The organism is Geodermatophilus sp. SYSU D00705 (genome assembly GCF_054050135.1).
In genome coordinates this window covers 39,763-62,244 of sequence record NZ_JBJGYT010000026.1, presented here as the reverse complement: position 1 = coordinate 62,244, position 22,482 = coordinate 39,763, and the positions used below count along the sequence as shown (strand labels likewise).

The window sequence follows — 22,482 nt, the reverse complement described above, 5'->3', positions numbered from 1 at the left end:
GCGGGGACGGCGGCTGTCGCGGGGCTCGTGGGGGCTACTGGTCGTAGCGGCGGCGGAAGCGCTCCTCGAGGCGGTTCTTCAGCGGCTGGCGGCGGGGCTTGCCACCCCGGCCGCCGCGCCCGGGCGCGGCCGCGGGCCCGGTGGACCCGGTCGGGCCGGACTCGACCACGCCGGTGGCCGACCGGTAGTTGAGGACGGCGAGGGCCAGGCCACCGAAGGCGACCAGGAACCCGAGGACGCCGAGAGGGACGGACGGGGCCACGGCGCCACCGACGAGGACGGCCATCCCGACCAGGAGCAGGAGGGCACCCAGTTGCAGCTTGCGGCGGGCCTTGACCCGACGGTCACCGGTGCGGACCTGCGAGGCGAACTTCGGATCGTCATCGACGAGGGCGCGCTCGATCTGCTCCAGCAGACGCTGCTCGTGCTCGGAGAGCGGCACGTCGACCTCCATGGGGCCTGAACACATCCCGTCGGAGGTGCCGCCGACGGTGACATCGAGGATACGAGCCCTTTGCGGGGCGCGAAAGGCGAGTCGTCCCCGACCCGCCGTGATCACTCTCGCGAGTGGGTCGGGGACTCCAGGGAGAGGACGAACGAGCGCCGTCCGGGGTTCCTCGCCGGCGGTCACCGGGTGCGCTGCCGGTCGCGGTGCAGCAGGGTCGCCGGGCGCACCGCGCCGGCACCGAACCGGCGGGCGGCCCGGTCGGCGGCGAGCTCGGCCTCCCGGCGGCCGCGCTCCCGGGCGCCGAGCTCCAGCTGCCGGGGCGCCGAGCCGGCCTCGACCAGCCGCTCGGCCCGGACCCCCACCAGCCGGATCCGCGCCCGCTCCAGCCCCAGGGCGTCGAACAGGGCGCGGGCGGTGTCGTAGAGCTCCTGCCCGACGTCGGTCGGGACGTCGAGGGTGCGGGACCGGGTGATCGTGGCGAAGTCGGCGAACCGCACCTTGATGCTCACCGTGCGGGCCAGCCAGCCACCCGCGCGCAGCCGGCCCGCCGTCCGCTCGGACAGCCGCAACAGCTCCCGGTGGATGACCACGGGGTCGTCGACGTCCGTGGCGAAGGTCTCCTCGTGCCCGGCGGACTTCTCCGGCTCGTCGGGCACCACCCGCCGGGGGTCACGGCCCCACGCCAGCTCGTGCAGGGAGGAGCCGGCCGCGGGGCCCACCGCCCGCTGCAGCGTGCGGGCCGGCACGTGGGCGAGGTCGCCGACGGTGCGCAGCCCCAGCCGCAGCAGCACCTCCTCGGTCTTGGCACCCACCCCCCAGAGCGCGCCGACCGGCAGCGGGTGCAGGAACTCCATGACCTCGGCGGGCCGGACGACGCGCAGCCCGTCGGGCTTGGCGGAGGTGGAGGCCAGCTTGGCCACGAACTTGGTGCCGGCCACGCCCACCGAGCAGGTGATGCCCTGCTCGTCGTAGACGCGCGCGCGGATGTACTCCCCGATCTCGGCGGCGTCGCCGAGCCGCCGGGACGCCCCGGAGACGTCGAGGAAGGCCTCGTCGAGGCTCAGCGGCTCGACCAGCGGCGTGATCGAGCGGAACAGCGCCATGACCGACCGGGACACCTCGGCGTAGAGCGCCATGTCCCCCGGCAGCACCGTCGCCGTCGGGCACAGCCGCAGCGCCCGCGAGGTGGGCATCGCGGCGTGCACCCCGTACCGGCGCGCCTCGTAGGTGGCCGAGGTGACCACGCCGCGGTTGCCGGCCCCGCCGACGATCACCGGGGTGCCGGCCAGCTCTGGCCGGCGGCGCACCTCGACGCTGGCGAAGAACGCGTCCATGTCGACGTGCAGCACGCCGCACCCGGCAGCACGGGCGGACTGGCTCATGACCCCTTCCCGACGTCGAACACGTGTTCGACGTCGGGAGGACGGTAACGCCCCCGGCGCGGTCCCGGCACCCCGACACCGCGTCGTGACCGAGCCGTTGCCGACACGCCGTTCCCGCTGCTCGGAGCGGGTGTGTGAGAGCAGGATGCGTGAGGTACAGCACGCCCGGAGGGCCACCGTCCGGTGGCTCGCGACCCGATGTGATCGGAGACCCATGGCGCTCGACGACGATGACATGACCACGGCCGGCGTGGGCGACGGCGGCGCGGACGGCGGTGCCGACGGCGGCGCGGGTGACGGCGGCGCCGACGGCGGGGCTGACAGCGGCGCGCACGGCCCGGCCGACGGCGGGGCTTCCGGTGGCGGCTCCGACGGCGGGGCCGACGGTGGCGCGGACGGAGGCGCCGACGGCGGTGCGGGTGACGGCGGGGCCGACGGTGGCGCGGACGGAGGCGCCGACGGCGGTGCGGGCGACGGTGGCGCGGACGGCGGTGCCGACGGCGGCGCGGACGGTTCGGCCTGACCGAGACCACCACCACGCAGGGCCGGCCGGACTCCCGGCCGGCCCTGCGTCGGTGCACCGCCCTCGACCCGCAGGTCTTCGCCGAGGAGTACTGGTCGCGCCGGCCACTGCTCACCCGGGCCGAGCGGACCGGCGGGTCCTTCGCCGACCTGCTCGACCTGGCCGCGGTCGACGAGCTGCTGTCCCGCCGCGGGCTGCGCACCCCGTTCCTGCGGATCGCCAAGGACGGCGCGGTGGTCGACCCGAAGCGGTTCACCACCTCCGGCGGCGCCGGCGCGGAGATCGCCGACCAGATCTCCTCCGACGCGGTGCTGCGACTGTTCGCCGACGGCAGCACCGTGGTCCTCCAGGGGCTGCACCGGCTGTGGCCGCCGCTGATCGAGTTCGCCGACCAGCTCGCCGCCGACCTGGGACACCCCACGCAGGTCAACGCCTACATCACCCCGCCGTCCTCGCGCGGGTTCTCCGCCCACTACGACGTGCACGACGTCTTCGTCCTGCAGGTGGCCGGCGAGAAGCACTGGCGCATCCACGAGCCGGTGCTCCCCGACCCGCTGCGCACCCAGCCGTGGAACGACCGGGCTGCCGCCGTGGCCGCCGCCGCCGAGGGCGAGCCGGTGATCGACGCGGTGCTGCGCCCCGGCGACGCCCTCTACCTGCCCCGGGGCTACCTGCACGCGGCGACCGCGCTGGGCGAGATCAGCGCGCACCTCACCATCGGGGTTCACCCGGTGACCCGCTGGGCGGCCGCCGAGTCCGCGCTCGACCTCGTGCGCGTGCTCGCCGCCGAGGACCCCGAGCTGCGTCGCTCCCTCCCGCTCGGCCTCGACCTCGCCGACCCGTCGGCGGTGACCGGTGACGTCACGGCGGTCGTGGCCGCACTGAAGGGCTGGCTGGACCGGGTCGACCCCGCCGAGGTCGCCGACCGACTGCGCAGCCGCACCTGGGCCCAGGTGCGGCCCGAGCCCGTGGCGCCCCTGGCCCAGGCGACCGCCGCCGCGGCCCTGACCGCCGACACCGTGCTGCGGGTCCGCCCCCGCCTCCGCTGCCGGCTGCGAGAGGCCGACGGCGACCGGGTGACGCTGGACGCCGGGCGCCGGTCGCTCGAGTCGCCCGCAGCGACCCGCCCCGCGCTGGCCGCGCTGCTGGCCGCGGGCGAGCTGAAGGTCGCCGACCTGCCCGGCCTCGACGACGCCGACCAGCTGACCCTCGCGCGGCGGCTGGTGACCGAGTCGATCGCGGTCGTCCCCGACGCCGTCGTCCCCGGCCGGGTCCCGGGGCACGATGGGGCGCGTGACCGCGCGCCCGGGACCGGATCGTGAGCCGCCCGGCGTGACGGACGCGACCGACTTCTGCCGCCCCGGGGAGGTCCCCGGACGGCCGGTCGGCCGGATCGACGACGACCGCTGCTCGGTGCGTGCGCTCGTCCGCGGCGACTCCGGGGTGGCCACTGCCTCCCCCGCGCAGCGCTGGCTGCTCATCGAGCAGCCGGGGCCGTGGGGCGTCGACGCGCTGCGGCAGTCCCGCTTCGACCCCGACGTCGCCAAGGAGGTGGCGCACCGGGCGCGGGTGGAGAACGTGCGGGTGCTGCTCGTCCGCCGGCCCGGCGACCGGCTGACCGACTCCCCGCGCCGCTGGGCCTACGTCGACGGCCGGCCCGGGCGGGAGGGGCTGTGGTGGTCCTCCCGCGCCGCGGACGGCGAACTGCTCGACGCCCCGTGGGACGGCTCGGTCGGCGAGCCCGCCACCGGGCCGACGTACCTGGTGTGCGCGCACGGCGGCCACGACGCCTGCTGCGCGCTGCGCGGCCGGCCGCTGGCGCGGCTGATGCCGTCGGACGACGTGTGGGAGTGCAGCCACCTGGGCGGTGACCGCTTCGCGGCCAACGTGCTGGTGCTGCCGCACGGTTTCTACTACGGGCAGGTGCCCGACGACGGCGCCCCGCTGGTGGCCGCGCACGCCGCCGGGCGGGTGGCGCTGCCGTGGCTGCGCGGCCGCGCCGGCTGCCCGCCGCCGGTGCAGGCCGCCCAGCACGCCGCCCGGGGCGAGCTGTCACTCCTGGGCGTCGACGACCTGCCGCCGCGCGCGGTGCGGCGGCTGACCCCGCACGGCTCGGACGTGGAGCGGTGGGTGGTGACCCTCGCCGGCCCGGGCGGCGACGTGGTGGCCGAGGTGGAGAGCCGGATGTCGGAGGAGGCGGCCCGGCTCACCTGCCGGGCGACCCACGAGGCGCACACCCACGTCTGGCACGTGCGGCTGGTCCCGGCAGTCTAGGGGTCAGGCTCCCGCGCCGGCGGCGGCCGTGCCGGACGCGACCAGCACCGACCCCACGAGGAGCACCGCGACGACCGGCGCGGGGGCCAGGCCGGTCCAGACGGGTGTGCGGCGTGCGCGCCTGGCGGTCATCGGGGACTCCGCCCTGCCGGGATCGAGGGGGACGTCGAGCGCCGGTCGCCGGGCACTGTCGTCCGTCCTCCCGGCCGCCGCCGTCAACGGCCGCGCGGGGACGCAGCACTCAAGTCAGGGCGCGGCCCCGCGCGGCGAGCAACGGGATCGCCAGCTCGGTCGCGGTGAGCGAACCGTGGTAGCCGACCAGCCGGCTGGGACCGGGCTCCCGCTCGGTCGCGGTGAGCGCCCAGGTGCCACGGGCGAGGGCGACGACGTCCCCGATCCGCTGCGCGAGGTCGTCGTCCACCGGGCCGAACACGCCGCTGGCGATCGCCTCGTCCCGGCCGGCGACCCAGGCGCGGTCGCCGAGGACCTCCCGCCACCGGGCCAGCAGGTCGTCGGCGGCGCCGTCGACGGCGTGCACGTAGCGGGCCCGCGGCTCCCCCGCGAGCAGCCGGACGCCCTCGTCGAGGACCGGGTCGGCGTCGAGGTCGATGCGGGTCTCCGGCGGGACGTCGAGCATCCCGTGGTCGGCGGTGACGAGCAGGGCGGCGTCGTCGGGCAGGCCGTCGACGACCTGCTCGACGAGCCGATCGACGATGGCAAGCTGGGCCCGCCAGCTGTCGGAGTCCAGCCCGCGCACGTGGCCGGTGAGGTCGAGCTCGGCGGTGTAGCCGTACGCGAGGCTGCGCGGGGCGGCCGCCAGCGAGTGCACCAGGCGGGCGGCGAGGTCGCCCGGGCTGACGGTGCCCGCGTACCGCGCGCCGCGGTAGACCGCCCGGGTGAGCCCGGAGCCGGCGAAGGCGTAGGGGGCGACGGCGCTGACCTCGACGCCCGCGGCGGCGACCTGCTCGAACACGCTGCGCCGGGCCTGCCAGGCCTGCGGGTCGGGGTCGTCGGCCCACTGGACGTGGTTGAGGGTGCGCTCCTCCCCCGGTACGGCCGTGACGAAGCCGAGGATCCCGTGGCTGCCCGGGGGCAGGCCGGTGCCGAGGGTGGCGAGGCTGACCGGGGTGGTGCTGGGGCAGGGCGCCGACAGGTCACCGACGGGGGTGGACAGGCCGGCGAGGACGGGCGCGACGTCGGCGTGCGCGCGCACGAGGTCGGCACCGAGGCCGTCCACCAGCAGGACGGCCACCCGGCGGGCGCCGGCCAGGGCGGCGGTGAGCCCGAGGGGGTCGGCGGGCAGGTCCCCGCGCTCCACCGGGACGCCCAGGGCGGCGGCGGCCCCGGGGAGGACGTCGGCGAGCGTCGCGGTCCCGTAGCGGGGGCGGGCCAGGTCCGCCGGGAGGGACGCGGCCGACACTGCGCCGTCCCGCGTCACGTCCGGGTGGCCAGGACGTGCAGCCCCGCGGCGACGTCGCGGTAGGGCGAGCTCCCGGCCAGCGCCAGCTCCAGGCCGCGGACGGCGGCCGGGTCAGCGCCGGAGGTGACGTCGAGGAGGTCGGCGACGACCGAGACCCCCCGCCAGGTGCCCGGCTGCAGCCCCGCGCCCTCGACCAACGCGAGCAGGTCGTCGGGGGTGAAGCGCCGGCGGGCGGGGCGGGCCGCGCGGCGCGGGGCGGGGTCGCGGTCCTCGAGCAGCGCGAGGGCCTCGACCGGGTGCCCGGCGACCGCGCGGGCGAGGACCGCCCCGGCCCGGTTGGCCGCGGCGATGCTGGCGGTGCCGCCCGAGCGCAGCGCGCGGGCGATCTCGCGGAGGGTGGTGGCGGGGTCGTCGACGACCTCGAGCACCGAGTGGCACAGGGCCAGGTCGTAGCTGCCCTCGTCGCCGTTCCCCGCCGGGACCACCTCGTGCAGCAGGTCCCCGTCGCCCTGCACGCCACGGACCCGCCGCGCGACGCCGGCGGTCTCCGCCCGGCGGTGGAGGGTGGCGAGGGCGTCGGCGCTGGGGTCGACGACGGTCACCTCGTGGCCGAGACGCGCCAGCGGGACGGCGAAGTTGCCGCTGCCCCCGCCGACGTCGAGCACCCGCAGCGGGGTGCCGGCCGCGACGAGCGGGTCCAGGGCGGCCCAGACGGCGGCCGCCCGGGCAGGGAGCTGGTCCGCGGCGGGCGAGGCAGGAGCAGACGGCGGCACCCGTCGGAGCCTATAAGGACCCCGTCCTCCTCACCGCTCGCACGCTCGCGGCGAGCCTCTGGACGGGGCCAAGAGCCAAGGAGGACCCGTCCTCACCGCTCGCACGCTCGCGGCGAGCCTCGGGACGGGGCCAAGAGCCAAGGAGGACCCCGTCCTCACCGCTCGCACGCTCGCGGCGAGCCTCTGGACGGGGCCAAGAGCCAAGGAGAACCCCGTCCTCACCGCTCGCACGCTCGCGGCGAGCCTCTGGACGGGGCCCCTCAGGCGGGGACGCTGTCGGCGGCCCGCCGGATCTCGGCGATGTCGAGGCGGCGCATCTGCAGCATCGCCTGGGTGGCACGCTGCGCCCGGCCGGGGTCGGGGTCGTTCAGCAGGCTGAGCATCTCGACGGGGACGACCTGCCACGAGACGCCGAACCTGTCCTTGAGCCAGCCGCACTGGCTCTCCTCGCCCCCGTCGGCGATGAGCCGGTCCCAGTAGTGGTCGACCTCGTCCTGGTCGGCGCACATGATCTGGAACGAGATCGCTTCGGTGAACGGGAACTGCGGCCCGCCGTTGAGGGCCGTGTACTCCTGCCCGTCGAGGGTGAAGTCCACGGTGAGGACGTCGCCCTCCTCCATGGGCGGCGGCATGTCGGGGCCGTAGCGGGTGACGTCACCGATCGAGCTGTTCGGGAAGACCGAGGTGTAGAGCTGGGCGGCTTCCTCGGCCTGGCCGTCGAACCACAGGCACGGGATCTGCTTCGGCATGGGGGTCTCCTCCCCGGTTGGTCTGCCGTCAGGGAGGAGACGGCGCGGCCGCCCGGAACTCATCGGGCTCTCGTCGCCGGTGGGTGTGCGGTTCCGGCGCACCCCGGCGGGGGAACGCGCCGGAACCGCACGCCACCGGCGGGGCCTGTTCAGTGACCCGAGCTGCCGGGGCTGGAGTGCCACAGCTTCCGCGGTGCCGCGGCCGCCCGCCGCGCCGCGGTGGCGGCGTCGTCCCCTGCCGGCTTGATGTCGGCGTAGGGCGACATCCGGAACCCGGTCGGGTGGACCAGCACCGGCTTGACCACCACCGGGCGCGAGCCGCGGGAGGCCGCCGCCCCGGTGATGGCCGCCTCGGTGTACTCCCCCGGTGCCGCCATCTGCTCGGCGACCGCGGCCACCCCGCCGGTCTCCCACGCCTCGTGCAGCGCCGGCAGCTCCCACGCCCCGGTGGCCCGCAGCGACACCCCCCGCGGGCCGGTGCGGCGCAGCACCCCCCGGATGACCAGCAGCCACGAGTGGAAGACCGTGGCGGCGTAGGGACCCTGCGCGTCCTCGAAGAAGGTGGAGTCGGTGCAGCCGGTGCCGTCGTCGAGGGTCACGAAGACCACCCGCCGCCCGGACCGGATCGGCGGCGTCTGGGTGGCCACCTTGACCCCGGCGACGAGCACCTCCGCGCCGCTGCGGCTGCCGAGCAGCTCCCCGGCCGGCACCGCGCCGATCGCGGCGAGGAACGGCCGGTAGAAGTCGACGACGTGCCGGCTGGCGTCCAGGCCCAGGACCTCCAGCTCCGCGCGGACCAGCTCGGCGTCGGTGAACTCGGGCAGCCCGCTGCCCGTGGCCCAGCTGAGGCCCGCCTCCTCCGGGCCGGCGTCCTCCTCCCCGGGGAGCTCCAGCCCCATGAGGTCGAGGCTGAGCTGCCCGCCGGAGCTCGCCTTCGCACCGTTGCGGCTCCACCGGTCCAGCTCACCGATCTGGAGCAGGAGGTCACGGCGGGTGACCTGCCGACGGCTGCGGGTGGGCCGGCCGGCCTCTCGATCGCGCACCCCGAAGCCGTAGAGGGAGTCGAAGCCGCCGGCCAGCACCAGCCGCTCCACCACCGGCCGGGACACCGACGCCCGGTGCCAGAAGTCGGTCAGCGACCGGTAGGGCTGCCCGGCGACGACGCGGGCCACCTCGTCGTCGGAGATCCCCTTGACGTCGGCCAGGGACAGCCGGATGCCGTACCGCGACGGGTCGGCCATCGACGTCGGCATCCACTCCGGCCGCCGCCACGACGGGCCCGCGTCCTCGTCCTCGTCGTCCAGCCGCTCGACGCGGTAGGCGCCGGTCGAGGCATTGACGTCCAGGCCCAGCACGCGGACGCCGAAGTTGCGGGCGTCGTCGAGGATGAGCCGCTTGGGGTACATGCCCGGGTCGTGGGTGAGCACCCCGGCCAGGAAGGCCGCCGGGTGGTGCGCCTTGAGCCACGCCGACTGGTAGGTGGGCAGGGCGAAGGCCGCCGCGTGGGCCTTGCAGAACCCGAACGAGCCGAAGGCGACCAGCACCTCCCACACCTGCTCGGCGACCTCGGGCTGGTAGCCCGCGGCCAGCGCCTGCGGCACGAACCAGGCGCGCACCTCCGGGTGGGCGTCCTTCTCCCCCAGCGCACGCCGCACCTCGTCGGCCTCGGCCAGGGTGCAGCCGGTCATCCGGTGGACCACCTGCAGCACCTGCTCGTGGAAGACGACCACCCCGGCGGTCTCCTCGAGGGCGAAGGCGAGGTCGGGGTGGGGGTAGACCGTGTCCCGCCAGCCGTTCCGGGCCATGAGGAAGGGGGTGACCATGTCGCTCTTCACCGGCCCGGGCCGGAACAGCGAGATGTCGATGATGATGTCCTCGAACGTCTGCGGCCCGAACTTGCCGACCAGTTCCCGCTGCCCCGGCGACTCGATCTGGAACATGCCGAGGGTGCGGGTGCTGCGGATCAGCTCGAACGTCGTCGGGTCGTCGCGGGGCACGGCGTCGATGTCGACGACCTCCCCGTCGACCCGGGCCACCTCGTCGAGGGCGTGCGCGATCGCCGACTGCATCCGGATGCCGAGCAGGTCCAGCTTGAGCAGCCCGAGCTCCTCGACGTCGTCCTTGTCGAACTGGCTCATCGGGTAGCCGAGGTAGCTGTTCTCCACCGGGGTGCGGTCGAGCAGCGTGGCGTCGGAGAGCAGCACCCCGCACGGGTGCAGGGCGATGTGCCGGGGCAGGCCGTCGAGCCGGGCGACGAGGTCGAACAGCAGGTCGAGGTCGCCCGAGCCGCCGCTGCGCCGCGACCCGAGCCGGCTGGCCCGCAGCTCCGGGAGGTCCTTGAGCGCGGCGTGCACCTGGTTGGCCCGGATGTGCGGGAAGGCCTTGGCGACGGCGTCGATCTCCGCCGGGGGCAGGCCCAGCGCGGCACCGACGTCCCGGATGGCGTGCCGCACCCGGTAGGTGTCCATCATCGAGATGCAGCTGACCCGGTGCGCCCCGAAGCGGTCGATGACCGCGTCGTAGACCTCCATCCGGCGCGCGGACTCCACGTCGATGTCGATGTCGGGCAGCTGGTGGCGCAGCGGGGAGAGGAAGCGCTCCATCAGCAGGCCGTAGCGGATCGGGTCGACGTCGGAGATGCCGAGCAGGTAGGTGACCAGGCTCCCGGCCCCTGAGCCGCGCGCCGCCGCGCGGACCCTCAAGCTCGAGATGAGGTCCACCACGTCGGCGACGGTGAGGAAGTAGGACGGGTAGCCGAGGGCGTCGATCACCTCCAGCTCCTCCTCCAGCCGCACCCGCACCCGTTCGGTCAGGGCCATCCCGCGCCGGCCCAGCCCGGCCTCGCAGCGCGCCCGCAGCACCTGCGACGGCCCCATCCCCTGCTCGGCCGGGGTGGTGACCACGTCGAGCTCGGGGTAGCGCACGGTGCCGATGCCGAGATCGGCCCGGACGTCGACGGCGCACTGCTCGGCCAGCCGGGCAGTGCGCTCCAGCAACCGCAGCACCGCCTCGCGGTCGGGGCCGACGAGCTCCTCGGCGACCTGGGCCATCTCCTTGCCCGACTTCAGGTAGCCCTCGGCGGTGCGCCGGTCGACGTGCCGGGCGTCGAGCGGGACCAGCCGGCGTGCAGCGTCGAGGACGTCGGCGGTGGGCGCGTCGAGGGCGTCGACGTAGCGGACCGCGTTGGTCAGCACCACCGGGACCCCCTCGGCGGCGGCGAAGCGCATCAGCGCCTGCCCCCGGGCGCGATCGCCCCGGCCGCGGTGGTGCACGACCTCCAGCACCAGGGAGCCGGCGCCGAAGACCGCGCGCCAGGCCGCCAGCCGCGCGGCGGCGACGTCGGCCCGGCCGGCCGCCAGCGCCCGCCCCACCGGGGAGTCGGGGCCCAGCAGCGCGACCAGCCCCGTGGCGTGCTCGGCGGCCAGCGCCAGCGAGCTCACCGGCTCCCCGCGCGTGCCGCGCAGGTGGGTGGCGCTGGTGAGCCGGCACAGCGAGCGCCAGCCGGCGCCGTCCCGGGCGAGGAAGGTGACCCGCGGCAGCCGCGGGTCGACGCTGGCACCGCCGCGGGCCGGCACCCGGCGCCCCGAGCCGGCCCGCCCGGCCGGGGTGTCCGGCCGGCGCGCGCGGGCCAGCCCGGACGAGTGCCCTCCACCGAGGGCCGGCGCCAGCGCCGGTGGGACGGTCGAGTCGACCGACGGGACCACGGCCAGGTCCACCCCGAAGACCGGGCGCACGTCGGCCGCCCGGCAGGCGAGGGCGAACTTCACCGCGCCGTAGAGCCCGTCCCGGTCGGTCAGCGCCAGGGCGCGCATGCCGTGCTCGGCGGCCCGGTTCACCAGGTCGGCCGGGTGGTTGGCCCCGTACTGCATGGAGTAGCCCGAGGCGACGTGGAGGTGGACGAAGGGGTCGGCGCTCACGAGTCCGACTCGCTGGCGCTCGTCGGCCGCGTTCGCGGGGCTGCTGCGCCCCCTGGTGAGCTCGCGAGCTCGCTCACCTCCGGCGACGGTGCTCGGAGCCGCCGACCACCCGGGGCCGCGCCAGGCGGGGCGACTCGGGCTCGGGCGGCGTGCTGCCCAGGCTGCTCTCGACCACGGCGAGGAAGGCGCGGACGTCGCGGACGAGGTCGTCGGCCTCGCGCTCGGTGACCGCCCGGGACAGGCCGGCCTCCGCGGCGGCCCGCTTGGCGGCGCCGGCGGCGAAGAAGGTGGCCCACTCGCCCAGCTCCGGGGCGACCTGGCCGAGCAGCACCCAGGCGCTGCGCGGCCGCCGGCGGCCGCCCTCCGGACGGGTGCGGGCGGCGAGCACCGCCGCGGCGGCGCGCAGGGCACCCAGGTGGGCGGTGGCGTAGCGCTGGCGCGCGTCGGTGCTCGCCGCCGCCTCCGCCAGCGCCCGGGAGGCCTGGTCGAGCAACTGGACGGCAGCCGGGGGCAGCGGTGGGGGCAGCGGCAGCTGGTCGGCCATGACGTGGACGGCGCCCATCAGTCGTGCACCCGCACGAGCGACCACTGGTTGGCCGTCGGGTCCCAGGACAGGTCGAAGACCCCGGCGAAGCTCATCCGGGAGCGCCCGGCCCGGACCGCCTCCAGCCGCCACACCTCGCGGGTGGCGACCAGCTCGGCGGAGGCGCCGCCGGCCACCCCGGCGTCCCACCAGGGCGCGGTCTCCACCCACGAGTCGAGCAGCTCGCCCACGACGTACCGCGACTGCCCGCGCCAGAACTGTGCCGGACCGAGCGGCCCTCGCTCCACCTGCACCTCCTCGCCGACCCGACCGCCGACCCCACCCAGCACCCGGCTCATGACAGACTCCCCACCGCTCTGCGCCGAGCGGCCGGCCCCGGCCCACCGCAACCGGGTGGGGAAGGACCCGGGAGCGGCGGGAGGCCGGCTCGCTGTTCGAACGCGTGTTCGAACGACGTCGAGTAGACCCGACCCCACCGACGACGTCAAGCGGGACGCGCGGCAGTGGGGAGATGCCGCAGCTCGCGCGGGCGCGGGCGGTCCGGGCCAATGGCAGGATCGGACCCATGAGCCGACCCGAGCACCCGCGGGTGGCCGCCTTCGCCCGGCTCCTGGCCGAGTCGGGCGCGACCGGGCAGGTGCGCGAGCTGCCCGGCAGCGCCCGCACCGCCGCCGCGGCCGCCGCACAGCTCGGCGTCCCCGTCGGCGCGATCGCCAACAGCCTGGTCTTCGACGTCGACGACACGCCGGTGCTCGTGCTCACCAGCGGCGCCCACCGGGTCGACGTCGTCCAGGTCGCGGCCCTGCTCGGCGTCCCCGGCATGCGGCCGGGCTCCCCCGACTTCGTCCGCCGGCACACCGGCCAGCCGATCGGCGGCGTGGCCCCGATCGGCCACCCCGAGCCGATCGGCACGCTGGTCGACATCGAACTGGCCCGCCACGAGCGGGTCTGGGCCGCGGCCGGGCACCCGCACGCGGTCTTCCCCACCACCTACGAGGAGCTGCTCCGCTTGACCTGTGGCACGGCCGCCGAGGTCGGCAACGGCCTCGTCGCCCCGGTGGAGGTGGTCGCCCCGTGACCGGCACGACCCCGGCCACCCGGGTCACCGAGCTCCCCACCACGTGGCTGCGTGACCACATGCACGACGCCCTGGCGATCTACGGCGCGGCCATGGGGTACTCGCCGTCGGTCGTCGCCGGCCGGTACGGCTACGCCATCCAGCACACCGAGCGCGCCGGGTTCCGGGCCGTGGGGGCGTTCGTGACGACCCCCGAGGGCGAGCAGCTGGTCGGGTTCGGCTACGGCTACCTCGTGGCACCGGGGCAGTGGTGGCACGACCAGGTGCGGGCCGCGCTGGACCGGCGGACGGCGAAGCGGTGGCTGCCCGGCGCCTTCGAGGTCTGCGAGCTGCACGTCCACCCCGACCACCAGAGCCGCGGGTTGGGCCGCCGGCTGCTGCACGCTCTGGTCGCCGACCTGCCGTACCCGGCGGCGCTGCTGTCGACCCCGGACAACGACACCAAGGCCTTCCGGCTGTACCACGCCGACGGCTTCGTCGACCTGGCCCGCAACCACCACTTCCCCGGCGACTCGCGGCCGTTCGCGATCCTCGGCGCCCGCCTCCCGCTGCCCTCCCCGGTGCCCCGGTCCGACTCCGCGTGAGCGCCGACGCCACCGTCGACGCCGTCGTCGTCGGCGCCGGGCACAACGGGCTGGTCGCCGCCTGCTACCTGGCCCGCGCCGGGCTGGCGGTGGAGGTCGTCGAGTCCGACGAGGTGCTGGGCGGCGCGGTCTCCACCGTCGAGCGGTGGCCCGGCGTCCGCGTCGACCGCGGCTCCAGCGCGCACGTCATCATCCGGCAGAGCGGCATCGTCGAGGAGCTCGACCTGGCCGCGCACGGCCTGCGCTACCTCGACTGCGACCCCTGGGGCTTCGCCCCCGCCCCCTGCCCCGGCGCCCCCGGTCCCGACGGCCGTCCGCTGGTCTTCTCCGTGGACCTCGACGCCACCTGCGCCTCGATCGAGGCCGCCTGCGGGCCCGCGGACGCCGCGGCCTACCGGCGCTTCGTCGAGGTCTGGGCGCCCCGCAGCCGGGCCGTCGTCGCCTCCTTCGGCCGCCGGCCGAACGCCGCCGGGCTGCTGCGCTCCTTCTGGCCGCTCGGCGCCCCGGCCGACGGGCGGCCGCGCACGCCCGGCGGCGACCTCGCCGTCGACTTCCTCGGGTCCGGCGACGCGCTGCTGGACCGCTGGTTCACCAGCGAGCGGCTCAAGGCGGCGCTGGCCTGGTTCGGCGCGCAGTCGGGTCCGCCCACGTCCGAGCCGGGCACCGCGGCGATGGTGGCCTGGGCGACGCTGCTGCACGACGTGCCGCCCGGGCACCCGGTCGGCGGCTCCGGCGGCCTGAGCGCCGCCCTCCGCCGCCGGCTCGAGGCCGACGGCGGGCGGGTCACCCTCGGCGACGGCGCCGCCCGGCTCCTGGTGGACGACGGCCGGGTGGCCGGCGTGCGGACGACGTCCGGACGGCGGATCGCCGCGCCCGTGGTCGTCGCCGCCTGCCACGTGCTGGCCACCCGCGACCTGGCCGGGGACCACGCCCCGCCCGCCCTGGCCGACGCCGACCCGCCGCTGGGCAACGGCTTCGGGCTGGTCCTGCGGGCGCTCACCGACTCCCCACCGGTCTACCCGGGCGTGCCGCAGGAGCTGGCGCAGGGCGGGTTGCAGCTGCTGTGCACCGACCGCGCGCAGCTGGCCGCCGCGCACGGCGACTGGCGGGCCGGCCGGCTGCCCCGGGAGCCGGTGCCGCTGGCCATGTGCTTCTCCGCCACCGACGACACCCTCGCCCCGCCCGGGCAGCACGTGGTCACCGTGTGGGGGCAGTGGTACCCGTACGCACTCGCCGACGGCACGGACTGGGACGCCCTCGCCGAGTCGGAGGCGCAGCGCCTCGTCGCGGCCGTCGACCGGTACGCGCCCGGCTTCGCGGCGTCGGTACAGCGGCTGTACGTCCAGACGCCGGTGCTGCTGGAACGCGAACTGTCCCTGCTGCGTGGCAACGTCATGCACGTGGAGATGGGCCTGGCCAGCATGTTCGCCTTCCGGCCGACGCCGGCGCTGGCGGGCTACCGGGTGCCGGGGCTGCCCGGCCTCTACCTGGCCGGCGCCTCCACCCACCCCGGTGGCGGGGTCTCCGGCAACTCCGGGCGGACGGCGGCCGGCGTCGTCCTCGCCGACCGGCGGCTGCCTCCGAGGGCCCGCGCGGCGGCCGGCCGGCTGGCCCGCCGGGTGCGGAGCCGGCGGTGACCCTGACCGTGCCGCGGGCGCGCCGCGCGGCCGGTCTCGTGCCCTGGGCGCTGGCCGGGCTCCTGGTGCTGGTCGCCGTCTCCTACCCGCTCACCGACGGCGCCGCCCGGAACGTCGTCAGCTGGACCATCGTGCTGCTCGGTGCCGCCCTGTCGGTCGGTCACGCCGGGCTCAGCCGGGGCGCCCGCACCGGCGCCGGCGTCCTGCTGGTCACCGCCGTGACGGCCGTGGCCTTCGAGGCGGTGGGGCTGGCCACCGGCGTCCCGTACGGGCAGTACGTCTACAGCGACGACCTCGGGCCCACGCTGTTCGGCGTCCCGTTCCTGGTGCCGCTGGCCTGGCTGATGATGGCCTGGCCGAGCTGGCTGCTGGCGGCCCGGCTGACCCGCGGGGTGCGCCCGTCCCGCGACCGCCCGGCGCGCGTCGCCGTCGCCGCGGCGGTCTTCGCCGCCTGGGACGTCGTGCTCGATCCGCAGATGGTCCAGGCCGGCTACTGGACGTGGGCGCACCCGCGGCCGTCACTGCCGGGCATCGACACGGTGCCCCTGACCAACCTCGCGGGCTGGCTGCTCGCCGGGCTGGTGCTCATGACGCTGCTGGACCTCCTCGTCGCCGGCACGTCCCCCCGCCTCGGCGACGGCGCCCCGCTGCTCGCCCTGGCCTGGATGACCCTCGGCGGTGCGCTGGCCCACGCCGGCTGGCTCGGCCTGCCCGGGTCCGCGGCGTGGGGCGTCGTCCTCGCCGTCCCCGTCCTCGTCGCGCTCGCGCGCCAGGCCCGCCGGGCTCCGCGGCGGTGAGCGGCCGGCTGCTGCGCGTCCTGTCCGGGGCGGCGGTCGCCGGTGCCCTGCACGCCGCACTGAACGCCGTCCTGCTGCGCCGTCCTCCGGAGCGCCCGCCGCCGGTGCGCTGCGCCGTGACGGTGGTGCTGCCGGTGCGGGACGAGGAGGCGCAGGTCGGCGCCTGCCTGGCCGCGGTGCTGGCGCAGGAGGCCGTGTCCGACCTGCGTGTCGTGGTCGTCGACGACGGCTCCACCGACGGCACCGCGGCGGCGGTCCGGGCGGTGGACGACCCACGGGTGCGGTTGGTGACCGCGCCGGAGCCGCCCGCGGGCTGGCTGGGCAAGCCGCACGCGTGCGCCGTCGGCGCGGCTGCGGAGGACACGGTGGACGGCGTCCTGGTGTTCGTCGACGCCGACGTCCGGCTCTTCCCGGACGCCGTGGCCGGTGCCGTGGCGCTGCTGGACCGGCACGGTCTGGATCTGGTCTCGCCGTGGCCCCGGCCGGTGACGGGCACGCTCGCCGAGCGGCTGGTGCAGCCCCTCGGACCGTGGCTGTGGATGACGACGCTGCCGGTGCGGCTGGCCGAGCGCTCGCCCCGGCCGTCGCTGACCGCGGCCAACGGGCAGTTCCTGGTCGCAACGCGGGCGGGCTACGCGGCGGCCGGCGGGCACGGCGCGGTCCGCGGCGAGGTGATCGAGGACGTCGCCCTGGCGCGGGCGGTGAAGCGGGCCGGCGGCCGGGCGGTGCCGGTCGACGGGTCACGGCTGGCCGCGTGCCGCATGTACGCGGGCTGGGGCGAACTGCGCGCCGGGTACGCGAAGTCCCTGTGGGCCTCGGTCGGCGGGTCCCCGGCGGCGAGCGTCGCGGTCGCCGCCGGGCTGACCGCGGTGGAGGTGCTGCCCGCGCTGGCGGCGCTGCAGGGCTCGCGGGCGGGGCTGGCCGGCTACGCGGCGGGGGTGGCCGGGCGGGCGGTGTCGGCGGCGGTCACCGGCAGCCGGGTGTGGCCGGACTCCCTGGCACACCCGGTGTCGGTGCTGCTGTTCGACGTCCTGCTGGCCGGTTCGGTGGCCGGCCGGCGGCGGGGCACGCTGTCCTGGCGGGGCCGCCCGGTCGGCGCGGCCGGCCCGGCCTGGGAGACGATGCCCCGGTGACCAGCCCGCACGCCCGCGTGCCGTTCGACCCCGCGGCCATGGACAGCGGCGCCTTCTACCGGGTGCTCAACTCGATCGTCGTGCCCCGCCCGATCGCCTGGGTGACCAGCCGCTCGGCCGACGGCGTGGTGAACCTGGCGCCGCACTCCTTCTACACCGTGGCCTGCGTCGACCCGCCGGTCGTGCAGTTCACCTCGGTCGGCCGCAAGGACTCGCTGCGCAACGTCGAGGCCACCGGGGAGTTCACCGTCAGCCTGGCCCCGGAGTGGCTGTTCGAGCAGGTCAACGCCAGTGGTACGGACTTCCCCCCGGGCACCAGCGAGGCCGTGGAGTGCGGCGTGGCCCTCGAGCCCGGCGAGCGGGTGTCGGTGCCGCGGGTGGCGGAGTCGCCGGTCGCGGTGGAGTGCACGCTGCACTCCACGCTGCGGCTGGGCGACAGCACGGTCGTCTTCGGCCGCGTCGAGCTGGTCAGCGTCTGGGAGAGCGCGGTCGCCGACGGCCGGCCGCGGATCGAGCACCTGCAGCCCCTGGCCCGCCTCGGGGGCAACGAGTGGACGACGGTCGGCGAGGTCAAGGAGATCCGCCGGATCTCCTACCGCCGCTGGAGCGAGGACCCCTCGATCGGCGAGCAGCTCCGCAACGAGTAGCCGAGGGCAGCGCGGTCTGTGCGCAGAACGTGCTGTCGGAGCCCGCTGGAGCACGGTCTGTGCACAGAACGTGCTCCCCAGACCCGGGCCCGGGAACGGGAACGGAGCACCCGGCGCTCAGCCGGGCAGGTGGGGGGCGACCTCGTCGGCGGCGTCGGCGCCGAACGCGGCGGCGAACCGCTCGAGGAACGGGCCCTTCCGCAGCTCGTACTCCTGCGTGCCGATGACCTCGACGGCCTCGGTGGCCACCGCCGACCCGAGCTGGGTGGCCCGCTCCAGGGACAGCCCCCACGTGCGGCCGGCGATGAACCCGGCGCGCAGGGCGTCGCCGCCACCGGTGGGCTCCACGGGCTTGGTCTCGGGGACGGCGATCACCGAGATCGGCTCGGTCCCGGCCTGCCGCACCAGGACGCCGTCCGCGGCGCGGGTGGTCACCCACGTGCCGACGCGGTCGAGCACCTCGGCGTCGGTCCAGCCGGTCTTCTGCAGCAGCAGCGCGCCCTCGTACTCGTTGGTGAACAGCACCTCGGCGCCGTCCACGAGGTCGCGGATCATCCCGCCGTCGGCCCAGGCCAGCTGCTGGCTGGGGTCGGCGGCGAAGCGGTAGCCGCGGGCGCGGCACTCCTGGGTGTGCCGCACCATCGCGGTCGGGTCGTTGGGGCCGACGACGACGAGGTCCGGCTCGCCCACCCGGCGGGCGACCGGCGCCAGTTCGATGGACGACGCCTCGCTCATCGCGCCCGAGTAGAAGGAGGCGATCTGGTTGTTCACCGCGTCGGTGGTGCACACGAACCGGGCGGTGTGCTTGAGCTCGGACCAGTGCACGCTGCCGGTGTCGACGCCGTGCCGGTTCAGCCACGCCTCGTAGTCGGCGAAGTCGCTGCCCACCGCGCCGACCAGCACCGGCCCCAGGCCCAGCAGGCCCAGGCCGAAGGCCATGTTCGCGCCCGCGCCGCCCCGGTGCTGCACCAGGTCGTCGACGAGGAAGGAGAGCGAGACGTTCTCCATCTGGCCCTCGACGAACTGCTCGGTGAACTTGCCGGGGAAGGTCATCAGGTGGTCGGTCGCGATGGATCCGGTGACGACGACGGGCACGGGGGCTCCCTCGGGGACGGTCTCTGACGGCCCGCGCGGTGTCGGGACGAGGTGGACGGCGGGGGTGCCGGGCCGCGACCAGCCTAGGAGGCGCCCCCGGGCGCCGCCGTCCGGCGCCGCTCCGGCGTCAGTCGGCCAGCGCCCGGCGCAACGACACCCCGAGCTGGGCGACGCCGACGACGCCGAGCAGGCATCCCGCAGCGGTGCCGGCGGTCACCGTCTCGGTCGCGAGGTCCAGGCCGGAGAGCACCCCGGCCCCGCCGAGGGTGAAACCGGTCATCGCCACCCGGCTCGGCCGCTCCCAGACCGAGACGGCGCCGGTCTCGGCGACGCCGGCCTGCCCGGCCCGGGCCCGCAGGTAGTCGGGCAGCCAGCAGAGCGCGCCGTACGTGGCGGCCAGCCAGCCGGGTGCGCCGGCGGCCCACAGCGCGGCGGCGAAGGCGGCCTCGGAGAGCCGGTCCACCGCGGAGTCGAGGACGAACCCGCGGCGCGAGGCCCGGCCGGTGGCGATGGCCAGCGCGCCGTCGAGGGAGTCGAGGACGGCGGAGACGCCGATGAGCGGCCCGGCCAGCACCAGCCACGCGCCGCCGGCCCAGGCGGGGACGACGGCGGCGACGGCGACCGCGAGTCCGAGCGCCGTGGCCGCGATCGGCGGCAGTCCGGCCAGCGGGCGGGCCGCGGCGTAGGCCGCCGACAGCCAGCCGCGGACCAGCCGGTTGCCCGCCGGGTCGGTCCCGCCGTGCCACTCCGACCACGCGGCGAGGTACTCCTCCCGGCTCAGCACGGCGTCCCTCCCACGCGGGCAGTCCACCAGGCCGGCCGTGCGGCGGCGAGATCGGGGACAGTGGGCGGGTGCCCGCCGGTCCCCCGATCCCCCGCCGCCTCGTCCTGGGGGCCACGGCCCTCACCCTCGTCGCGATCCTGGTGGTGGGGGCGGTGCTGCTGTGGGGCGGCGACCGGGGGGCCGCCGGCACGTCCGCCGAGGCGGAGGAGCCGGGACCGGTGCTGCTGGTGCCCGGCTACGGGGGCTCCACCGCGGCGCTCCGGCCGCTGGCCGACCGCCTGGGTGCGGCGGGCCGGGACGCGACGGTGGTCGACCTGCCCGGCGACGGCACCGGCGACCTCACCGCCGCGGCCGACGCGCTCGCTGACGCCGTCGACGGCGCCCTGGCCCGCACCGGCGCCGGCAGCGTCGATGTCGTCGGCTACTCGGCCGGCGGGCTGGTCGCCCGGCTGTGGGCCGCCGACGGCGGTGCCGAGGTGGCCCGCCGCGTGGTCACCCTCGGCGCGCCGCACCACGGCACGACCGTCGCCGACCTGGCCGCCGCCGTCGCCCCGGACCGGTGCCCGGAGGGGTGCCGGCAGATGACGACGGGCAGCGCGCTGGTGGCCGGGCTGAACGCCGGCGACGAGACGCCGGAGGGCCCGGAGTGGATCTCGGTCTGGACGACGGCGGACGCGACGGTCACCCCGCCGGAGTCCGCGCGGCTGGACGGCGCGCTCGACGTGCCGGTGCAGTCGGTGTGCGCCGATGCCCGTACCCGCCACGAGGACCTGCCCGGCGACCCGCTCGTCATGAGCCTGGTCGTCGAGGTGCTCGACGCCGCGGAGCCCACCGCACCGGGCGCCGCGGACTGCACGCGGCTGCGGACGGGCTGACCGGCGGCAGGAAGGCGGCGCGCTGGACAGGAGTCCCCGCCCTCGCTGCCGATGCTGGGAGGAGGACCGGCGAGGAGAGGACCCGCACATGAGTTCGGCGACCCCCGACGGGGAGGCGCTGTGGCCGACCCGGTACCTGACCGGCGACCGGCTGGTCGTCGTCCGCAGCCCGCGGCCGGTGAGCCCGGTGCCGACCTGGGCGCAGCTGCGCGACGCCGTCGTCCGGCTGGACTGGCTGGACTGGCTCGGCCGGGAGTGGCTGCGGCTGCCGTCGAACCAGCAGCTGGTCCTCGGCGTCCTGCTGTTCCTCCTGACCGCCGGGCTCGGGTTGCTGGTCCCGCTGGCGGGGGTCGCCGTCCACCGGTACCGGCGGGAGGCAGGCGCGACCCCGCCCGCCGCTCCCCCGCCGTCGCCCGAGGCCTCCCTGGCCGCCTGGGACACCACCGAGGCGCGGGTGGCCGCGGCGGCCTCCCGGGCGTGGGCGGAGACGGTCCGCGAGCCGGCCTGGCACTCCCCCTTCCTCGCCTCCAGCCGGGCGGCGTTCGACGGGCAGGCCGAGGCCGACCAGATCGTGGACCTGGCGCTGCGCATCCGGTCCGCCCGGCTCACCCTCGGCCTGCGCCCCGCCGGGCCGGCCGCCGAGTACTGGGACCGGCAGTCCGGGGCGCTGGAGAACGCCGCCCGGCAGCTGGGCCGGCGCGCCGACGCGCTCATCCGGTACCGCGACCAGGCGGCCCTGCTCTCTGCCGAGCTGCGCCAGCTGGCCGACCTCGAGCGGCTGGAGCGCAGCGCGGCGGTGATCGACGGGCTGACCGTGGAGACGGCCGCCCCCGGGCACGGGGACGGCGGCATCGGTGGCGTGGCCGAGGAGATCGCCGGCGTCCGGCTGGCGATGACCGAGCTGGTCGACCTGATGACCCGCACCCGCGCCCCGCTGGCCGAGCCACCCGAGGGGGTCGGCACCCCGCTCTGACGGCGCTCGTGGGTGCGACAGCGCTCGTGCTCTGCCCACCCCGGTGGGCAGAGCACGACCATCCTCGTAGTCGCCCTGCCCTGGTGCCGCCGGTACGTCTCACTGCAGGAGGACGGTCACCCCACCCGAGAACATCGAGTCGTGCAATTCGATGGCAGTCGGCGCCATCCCGGGCGGAACGTCGAATACAACCCTGCTGTTCAGCGTGTTCCCCGGGTTGATTTCCTCGTACAGGGACGAAGAGTCCTCCAGGTAGATCGATGCGCTGGGATCCGCCGAGAACTCCTGCCCCTGATCGTTCAGCAGGATCGCGTCGGAGCCGGAGAAGCCGTGCGCCTCGTCGCCGATGTTGGTGACCGAGAGGTCCACGATGCAGAACTGTCCCTGCGCGGTGGTGTTGAGGTACGAGCCACCGAGCGTCGTGGCGCCACACTCCACGCCGGTCACCACGAAACGAAAGTCACCGTCGGCAGCCGGCTCACCCAAGCCGGGCGTCGCTGGGTCCGGTGCGGCCTGCGGCGGGACGACGTCGCCCTCAGCGCCCAGCGTCGGGCCGTCTTTGACACCCCCAGTACCGAGCGCAGGACCGTCCCCCGCGATTGCGGCGTCCGTTCCCAGCGCCGGGATGTCTCGGGCGATGGCGTCGTCCGTGGAGTCGCGAGAGCCGTCGACCGCGTTGCTGACGACGGCGAGTCCCAGCAGAAGGGCCAGCACGATGAACCAAGTGCGCTGGTAGAACGGCTTCGGCCCGCCAGGCGGGACCGGTCGGAACCCGCCCGGTGGCGGCGGTCCTCCGTATCCCGGGGGCGGTGCCGCTGGAGGAATCCGCGGTGGGAAGTCCGGCCCCGG

23 protein-coding genes are annotated in these 22,482 nt (G+C 76.5%); 11 read left to right on the top strand and 12 right to left on the bottom strand.

All coding sequences use genetic code 11. The features are described from left to right. Nucleotides 1-34 precede the first annotated feature (34 nt). Together ACI78Q_RS18050 and dinB are read right to left on the bottom strand one after the other, a co-directional pair. A complete protein-coding gene (locus ACI78Q_RS18050; RefSeq protein ID WP_456924815.1) occupies nt 35-442 on the bottom strand; it encodes a DUF3040 domain-containing protein in 408 nt (135 codons plus the stop codon). A 185-nt stretch (nt 443-627) separates the two neighbouring features. Then, nucleotides 628-1,830, bottom strand: a complete 1,203-nt coding sequence (gene dinB, locus ACI78Q_RS18045) for a DNA polymerase IV (protein WP_456924814.1) — start codon at nt 1,828-1,830, stop codon at nt 628-630. 214 nt (nt 1,831-2,044) lie between these two features. On the opposite strand from dinB, the gene ACI78Q_RS18040 reads away from it, so the two are divergent. The 3 genes from ACI78Q_RS18040 (at nt 2,045) to ACI78Q_RS18030 (ending at nt 4,627) form a co-directional block, all read left to right on the top strand. Then, complete coding sequence (locus tag ACI78Q_RS18040; RefSeq protein ID WP_456924813.1) at nt 2,045-2,353, top strand: BatC protein; 309 nt, start codon at nt 2,045-2,047, stop codon at nt 2,351-2,353. A 233-nt stretch (nt 2,354-2,586) separates the two neighbouring features. Then, nucleotides 2,587-3,675 (top strand): cupin domain-containing protein, encoded by a 1,089-nt coding sequence (locus ACI78Q_RS18035; protein WP_456924812.1) that lies wholly within the window; start codon nt 2,587-2,589, stop codon nt 3,673-3,675. 10 nt (nt 3,676-3,685) lie between these two features. Next, on the top strand, nt 3,686-4,627 hold the full coding sequence (locus ACI78Q_RS18030) for a sucrase ferredoxin (RefSeq protein WP_456924811.1): 942 nt from the start codon (nt 3,686-3,688) through the stop codon (nt 4,625-4,627). A 3-nt stretch (nt 4,628-4,630) separates the two neighbouring features. On the opposite strand, the gene ACI78Q_RS18025 is transcribed toward ACI78Q_RS18030, so the two are convergent. The 7 genes from ACI78Q_RS18025 to ACI78Q_RS17995 form a co-directional block, all read right to left on the bottom strand. Further along, nucleotides 4,631-4,759, bottom strand: a complete 129-nt coding sequence (locus ACI78Q_RS18025) for a hypothetical protein (protein WP_456924810.1) — start codon at nt 4,757-4,759, stop codon at nt 4,631-4,633. A gap of 109 nt (nt 4,760-4,868) precedes the next feature. Next, complete coding sequence (locus ACI78Q_RS18020; protein WP_456924809.1) at nt 4,869-6,047, bottom strand: alkaline phosphatase family protein; 1,179 nt, start codon at nt 6,045-6,047, stop codon at nt 4,869-4,871. A gap of 14 nt (nt 6,048-6,061) precedes the next feature. Next, nucleotides 6,062-6,820, bottom strand: a complete 759-nt coding sequence (locus ACI78Q_RS18015) for a class I SAM-dependent methyltransferase (protein ID WP_456924808.1) — start codon at nt 6,818-6,820, stop codon at nt 6,062-6,064. A gap of 260 nt (nt 6,821-7,080) precedes the next feature. Next, complete coding sequence (locus tag ACI78Q_RS18010; protein ID WP_456924807.1) at nt 7,081-7,569, bottom strand: VOC family protein; 489 nt, start codon at nt 7,567-7,569, stop codon at nt 7,081-7,083. Between the two features lie 149 nt (nt 7,570-7,718). After that, nucleotides 7,719-11,486 carry a DNA polymerase III subunit alpha gene (locus tag ACI78Q_RS18005; RefSeq protein WP_456924806.1) on the bottom strand — a complete coding sequence of 1,256 codons (3,768 nt, stop codon included), beginning with the start codon at nt 11,484-11,486 and terminating at the stop codon, nt 7,719-7,721. Between the two features lie 73 nt (nt 11,487-11,559). Then, nucleotides 11,560-12,048 carry an SAV_6107 family HEPN domain-containing protein gene (locus tag ACI78Q_RS18000; protein ID WP_456924805.1) on the bottom strand — a complete coding sequence of 163 codons (489 nt, stop codon included), beginning with the start codon at nt 12,046-12,048 and terminating at the stop codon, nt 11,560-11,562. After that, nucleotides 12,048-12,368, bottom strand: a complete 321-nt coding sequence (locus tag ACI78Q_RS17995) for a DUF6504 family protein (RefSeq protein ID WP_456924804.1) — start codon at nt 12,366-12,368, stop codon at nt 12,048-12,050. Before ACI78Q_RS17995 ends, ACI78Q_RS18000 begins: the two co-directional genes overlap by 1 nt. Before the next feature lie 227 nt (nt 12,369-12,595). Here ACI78Q_RS17995 and ACI78Q_RS17990 point away from each other — a divergent pair, with 227 nt between their 5' ends. The 6 genes from ACI78Q_RS17990 to ACI78Q_RS17965 are packed head-to-tail and all read left to right on the top strand — an operon-like array spanning nt 12,596 to nt 17,906. Further along, a complete protein-coding gene (locus ACI78Q_RS17990) occupies nt 12,596-13,108 on the top strand; it encodes a YbaK/EbsC family protein (protein WP_456924803.1) in 513 nt (170 codons plus the stop codon). After that, complete coding sequence (locus tag ACI78Q_RS17985) at nt 13,105-13,692, top strand: GNAT family N-acetyltransferase (RefSeq protein WP_456924802.1); 588 nt, start codon at nt 13,105-13,107, stop codon at nt 13,690-13,692. The genes ACI78Q_RS17990 and ACI78Q_RS17985 overlap by 4 nt, the downstream gene beginning before the upstream one ends. Further along, the gene (locus ACI78Q_RS17980) at nt 13,689-15,329 is read left to right on the top strand and encodes a phytoene desaturase family protein (protein WP_456924801.1); all 1,641 of its coding nucleotides are present in this window, start codon (nt 13,689-13,691) and stop codon (nt 15,327-15,329) included. The genes ACI78Q_RS17985 and ACI78Q_RS17980 overlap by 4 nt, the downstream gene beginning before the upstream one ends. Beyond that, entirely contained in the window at nt 15,326-16,126 is an 801-nt protein-coding gene (locus tag ACI78Q_RS17975) for a carotenoid biosynthesis protein (protein ID WP_456924800.1), read from the top strand. Before ACI78Q_RS17980 ends, ACI78Q_RS17975 begins: the two co-directional genes overlap by 4 nt. Continuing rightward, on the top strand, nt 16,123-17,259 hold the full coding sequence (locus ACI78Q_RS17970) for a glycosyltransferase family 2 protein (protein ID WP_456924799.1): 1,137 nt from the start codon (nt 16,123-16,125) through the stop codon (nt 17,257-17,259). The genes ACI78Q_RS17975 and ACI78Q_RS17970 overlap by 4 nt, the downstream gene beginning before the upstream one ends. Next, nucleotides 17,256-17,906 carry a flavin reductase family protein gene (locus tag ACI78Q_RS17965; protein ID WP_456924798.1) on the top strand — a complete coding sequence of 217 codons (651 nt, stop codon included), beginning with the start codon at nt 17,256-17,258 and terminating at the stop codon, nt 17,904-17,906. Before ACI78Q_RS17970 ends, ACI78Q_RS17965 begins: the two co-directional genes overlap by 4 nt. 117 nt (nt 17,907-18,023) lie before the next feature. On the opposite strand, the gene ACI78Q_RS17960 is transcribed toward ACI78Q_RS17965, so the two are convergent. Together ACI78Q_RS17960 and ACI78Q_RS17955 are read right to left on the bottom strand one after the other, a co-directional pair. Next, entirely contained in the window at nt 18,024-19,001 is a 978-nt protein-coding gene (locus ACI78Q_RS17960) for a carbohydrate kinase family protein (protein WP_456924797.1), read from the bottom strand. Between the two features lie 127 nt (nt 19,002-19,128). Continuing rightward, a complete protein-coding gene (locus tag ACI78Q_RS17955; protein WP_456924796.1) occupies nt 19,129-19,785 on the bottom strand; it encodes a CDP-alcohol phosphatidyltransferase family protein in 657 nt (218 codons plus the stop codon). Nucleotides 19,786-19,853: 68 nt separating this feature from the next. Here ACI78Q_RS17955 and ACI78Q_RS17950 point away from each other — a divergent pair, with 68 nt between their 5' ends. Further along, nucleotides 19,854-20,660 (top strand): lipase family alpha/beta hydrolase, encoded by an 807-nt coding sequence (locus ACI78Q_RS17950; RefSeq protein WP_456924795.1) that lies wholly within the window; start codon nt 19,854-19,856, stop codon nt 20,658-20,660. Between the two features lie 88 nt (nt 20,661-20,748). Continuing rightward, on the top strand, nt 20,749-21,633 hold the full coding sequence (locus tag ACI78Q_RS17945) for a hypothetical protein (RefSeq protein WP_456924794.1): 885 nt from the start codon (nt 20,749-20,751) through the stop codon (nt 21,631-21,633). A 99-nt stretch (nt 21,634-21,732) separates the two neighbouring features. On the opposite strand, the gene ACI78Q_RS17940 is transcribed toward ACI78Q_RS17945, so the two are convergent. Then, nucleotides 21,733-22,347: a DUF4352 domain-containing protein gene (locus tag ACI78Q_RS17940; protein ID WP_456924793.1), complete on the bottom strand. Its 615-nt coding sequence runs from the start codon at nt 22,345-22,347 to the stop codon at nt 21,733-21,735. Nucleotides 22,348-22,482: the final 135 nt, after the last annotated feature.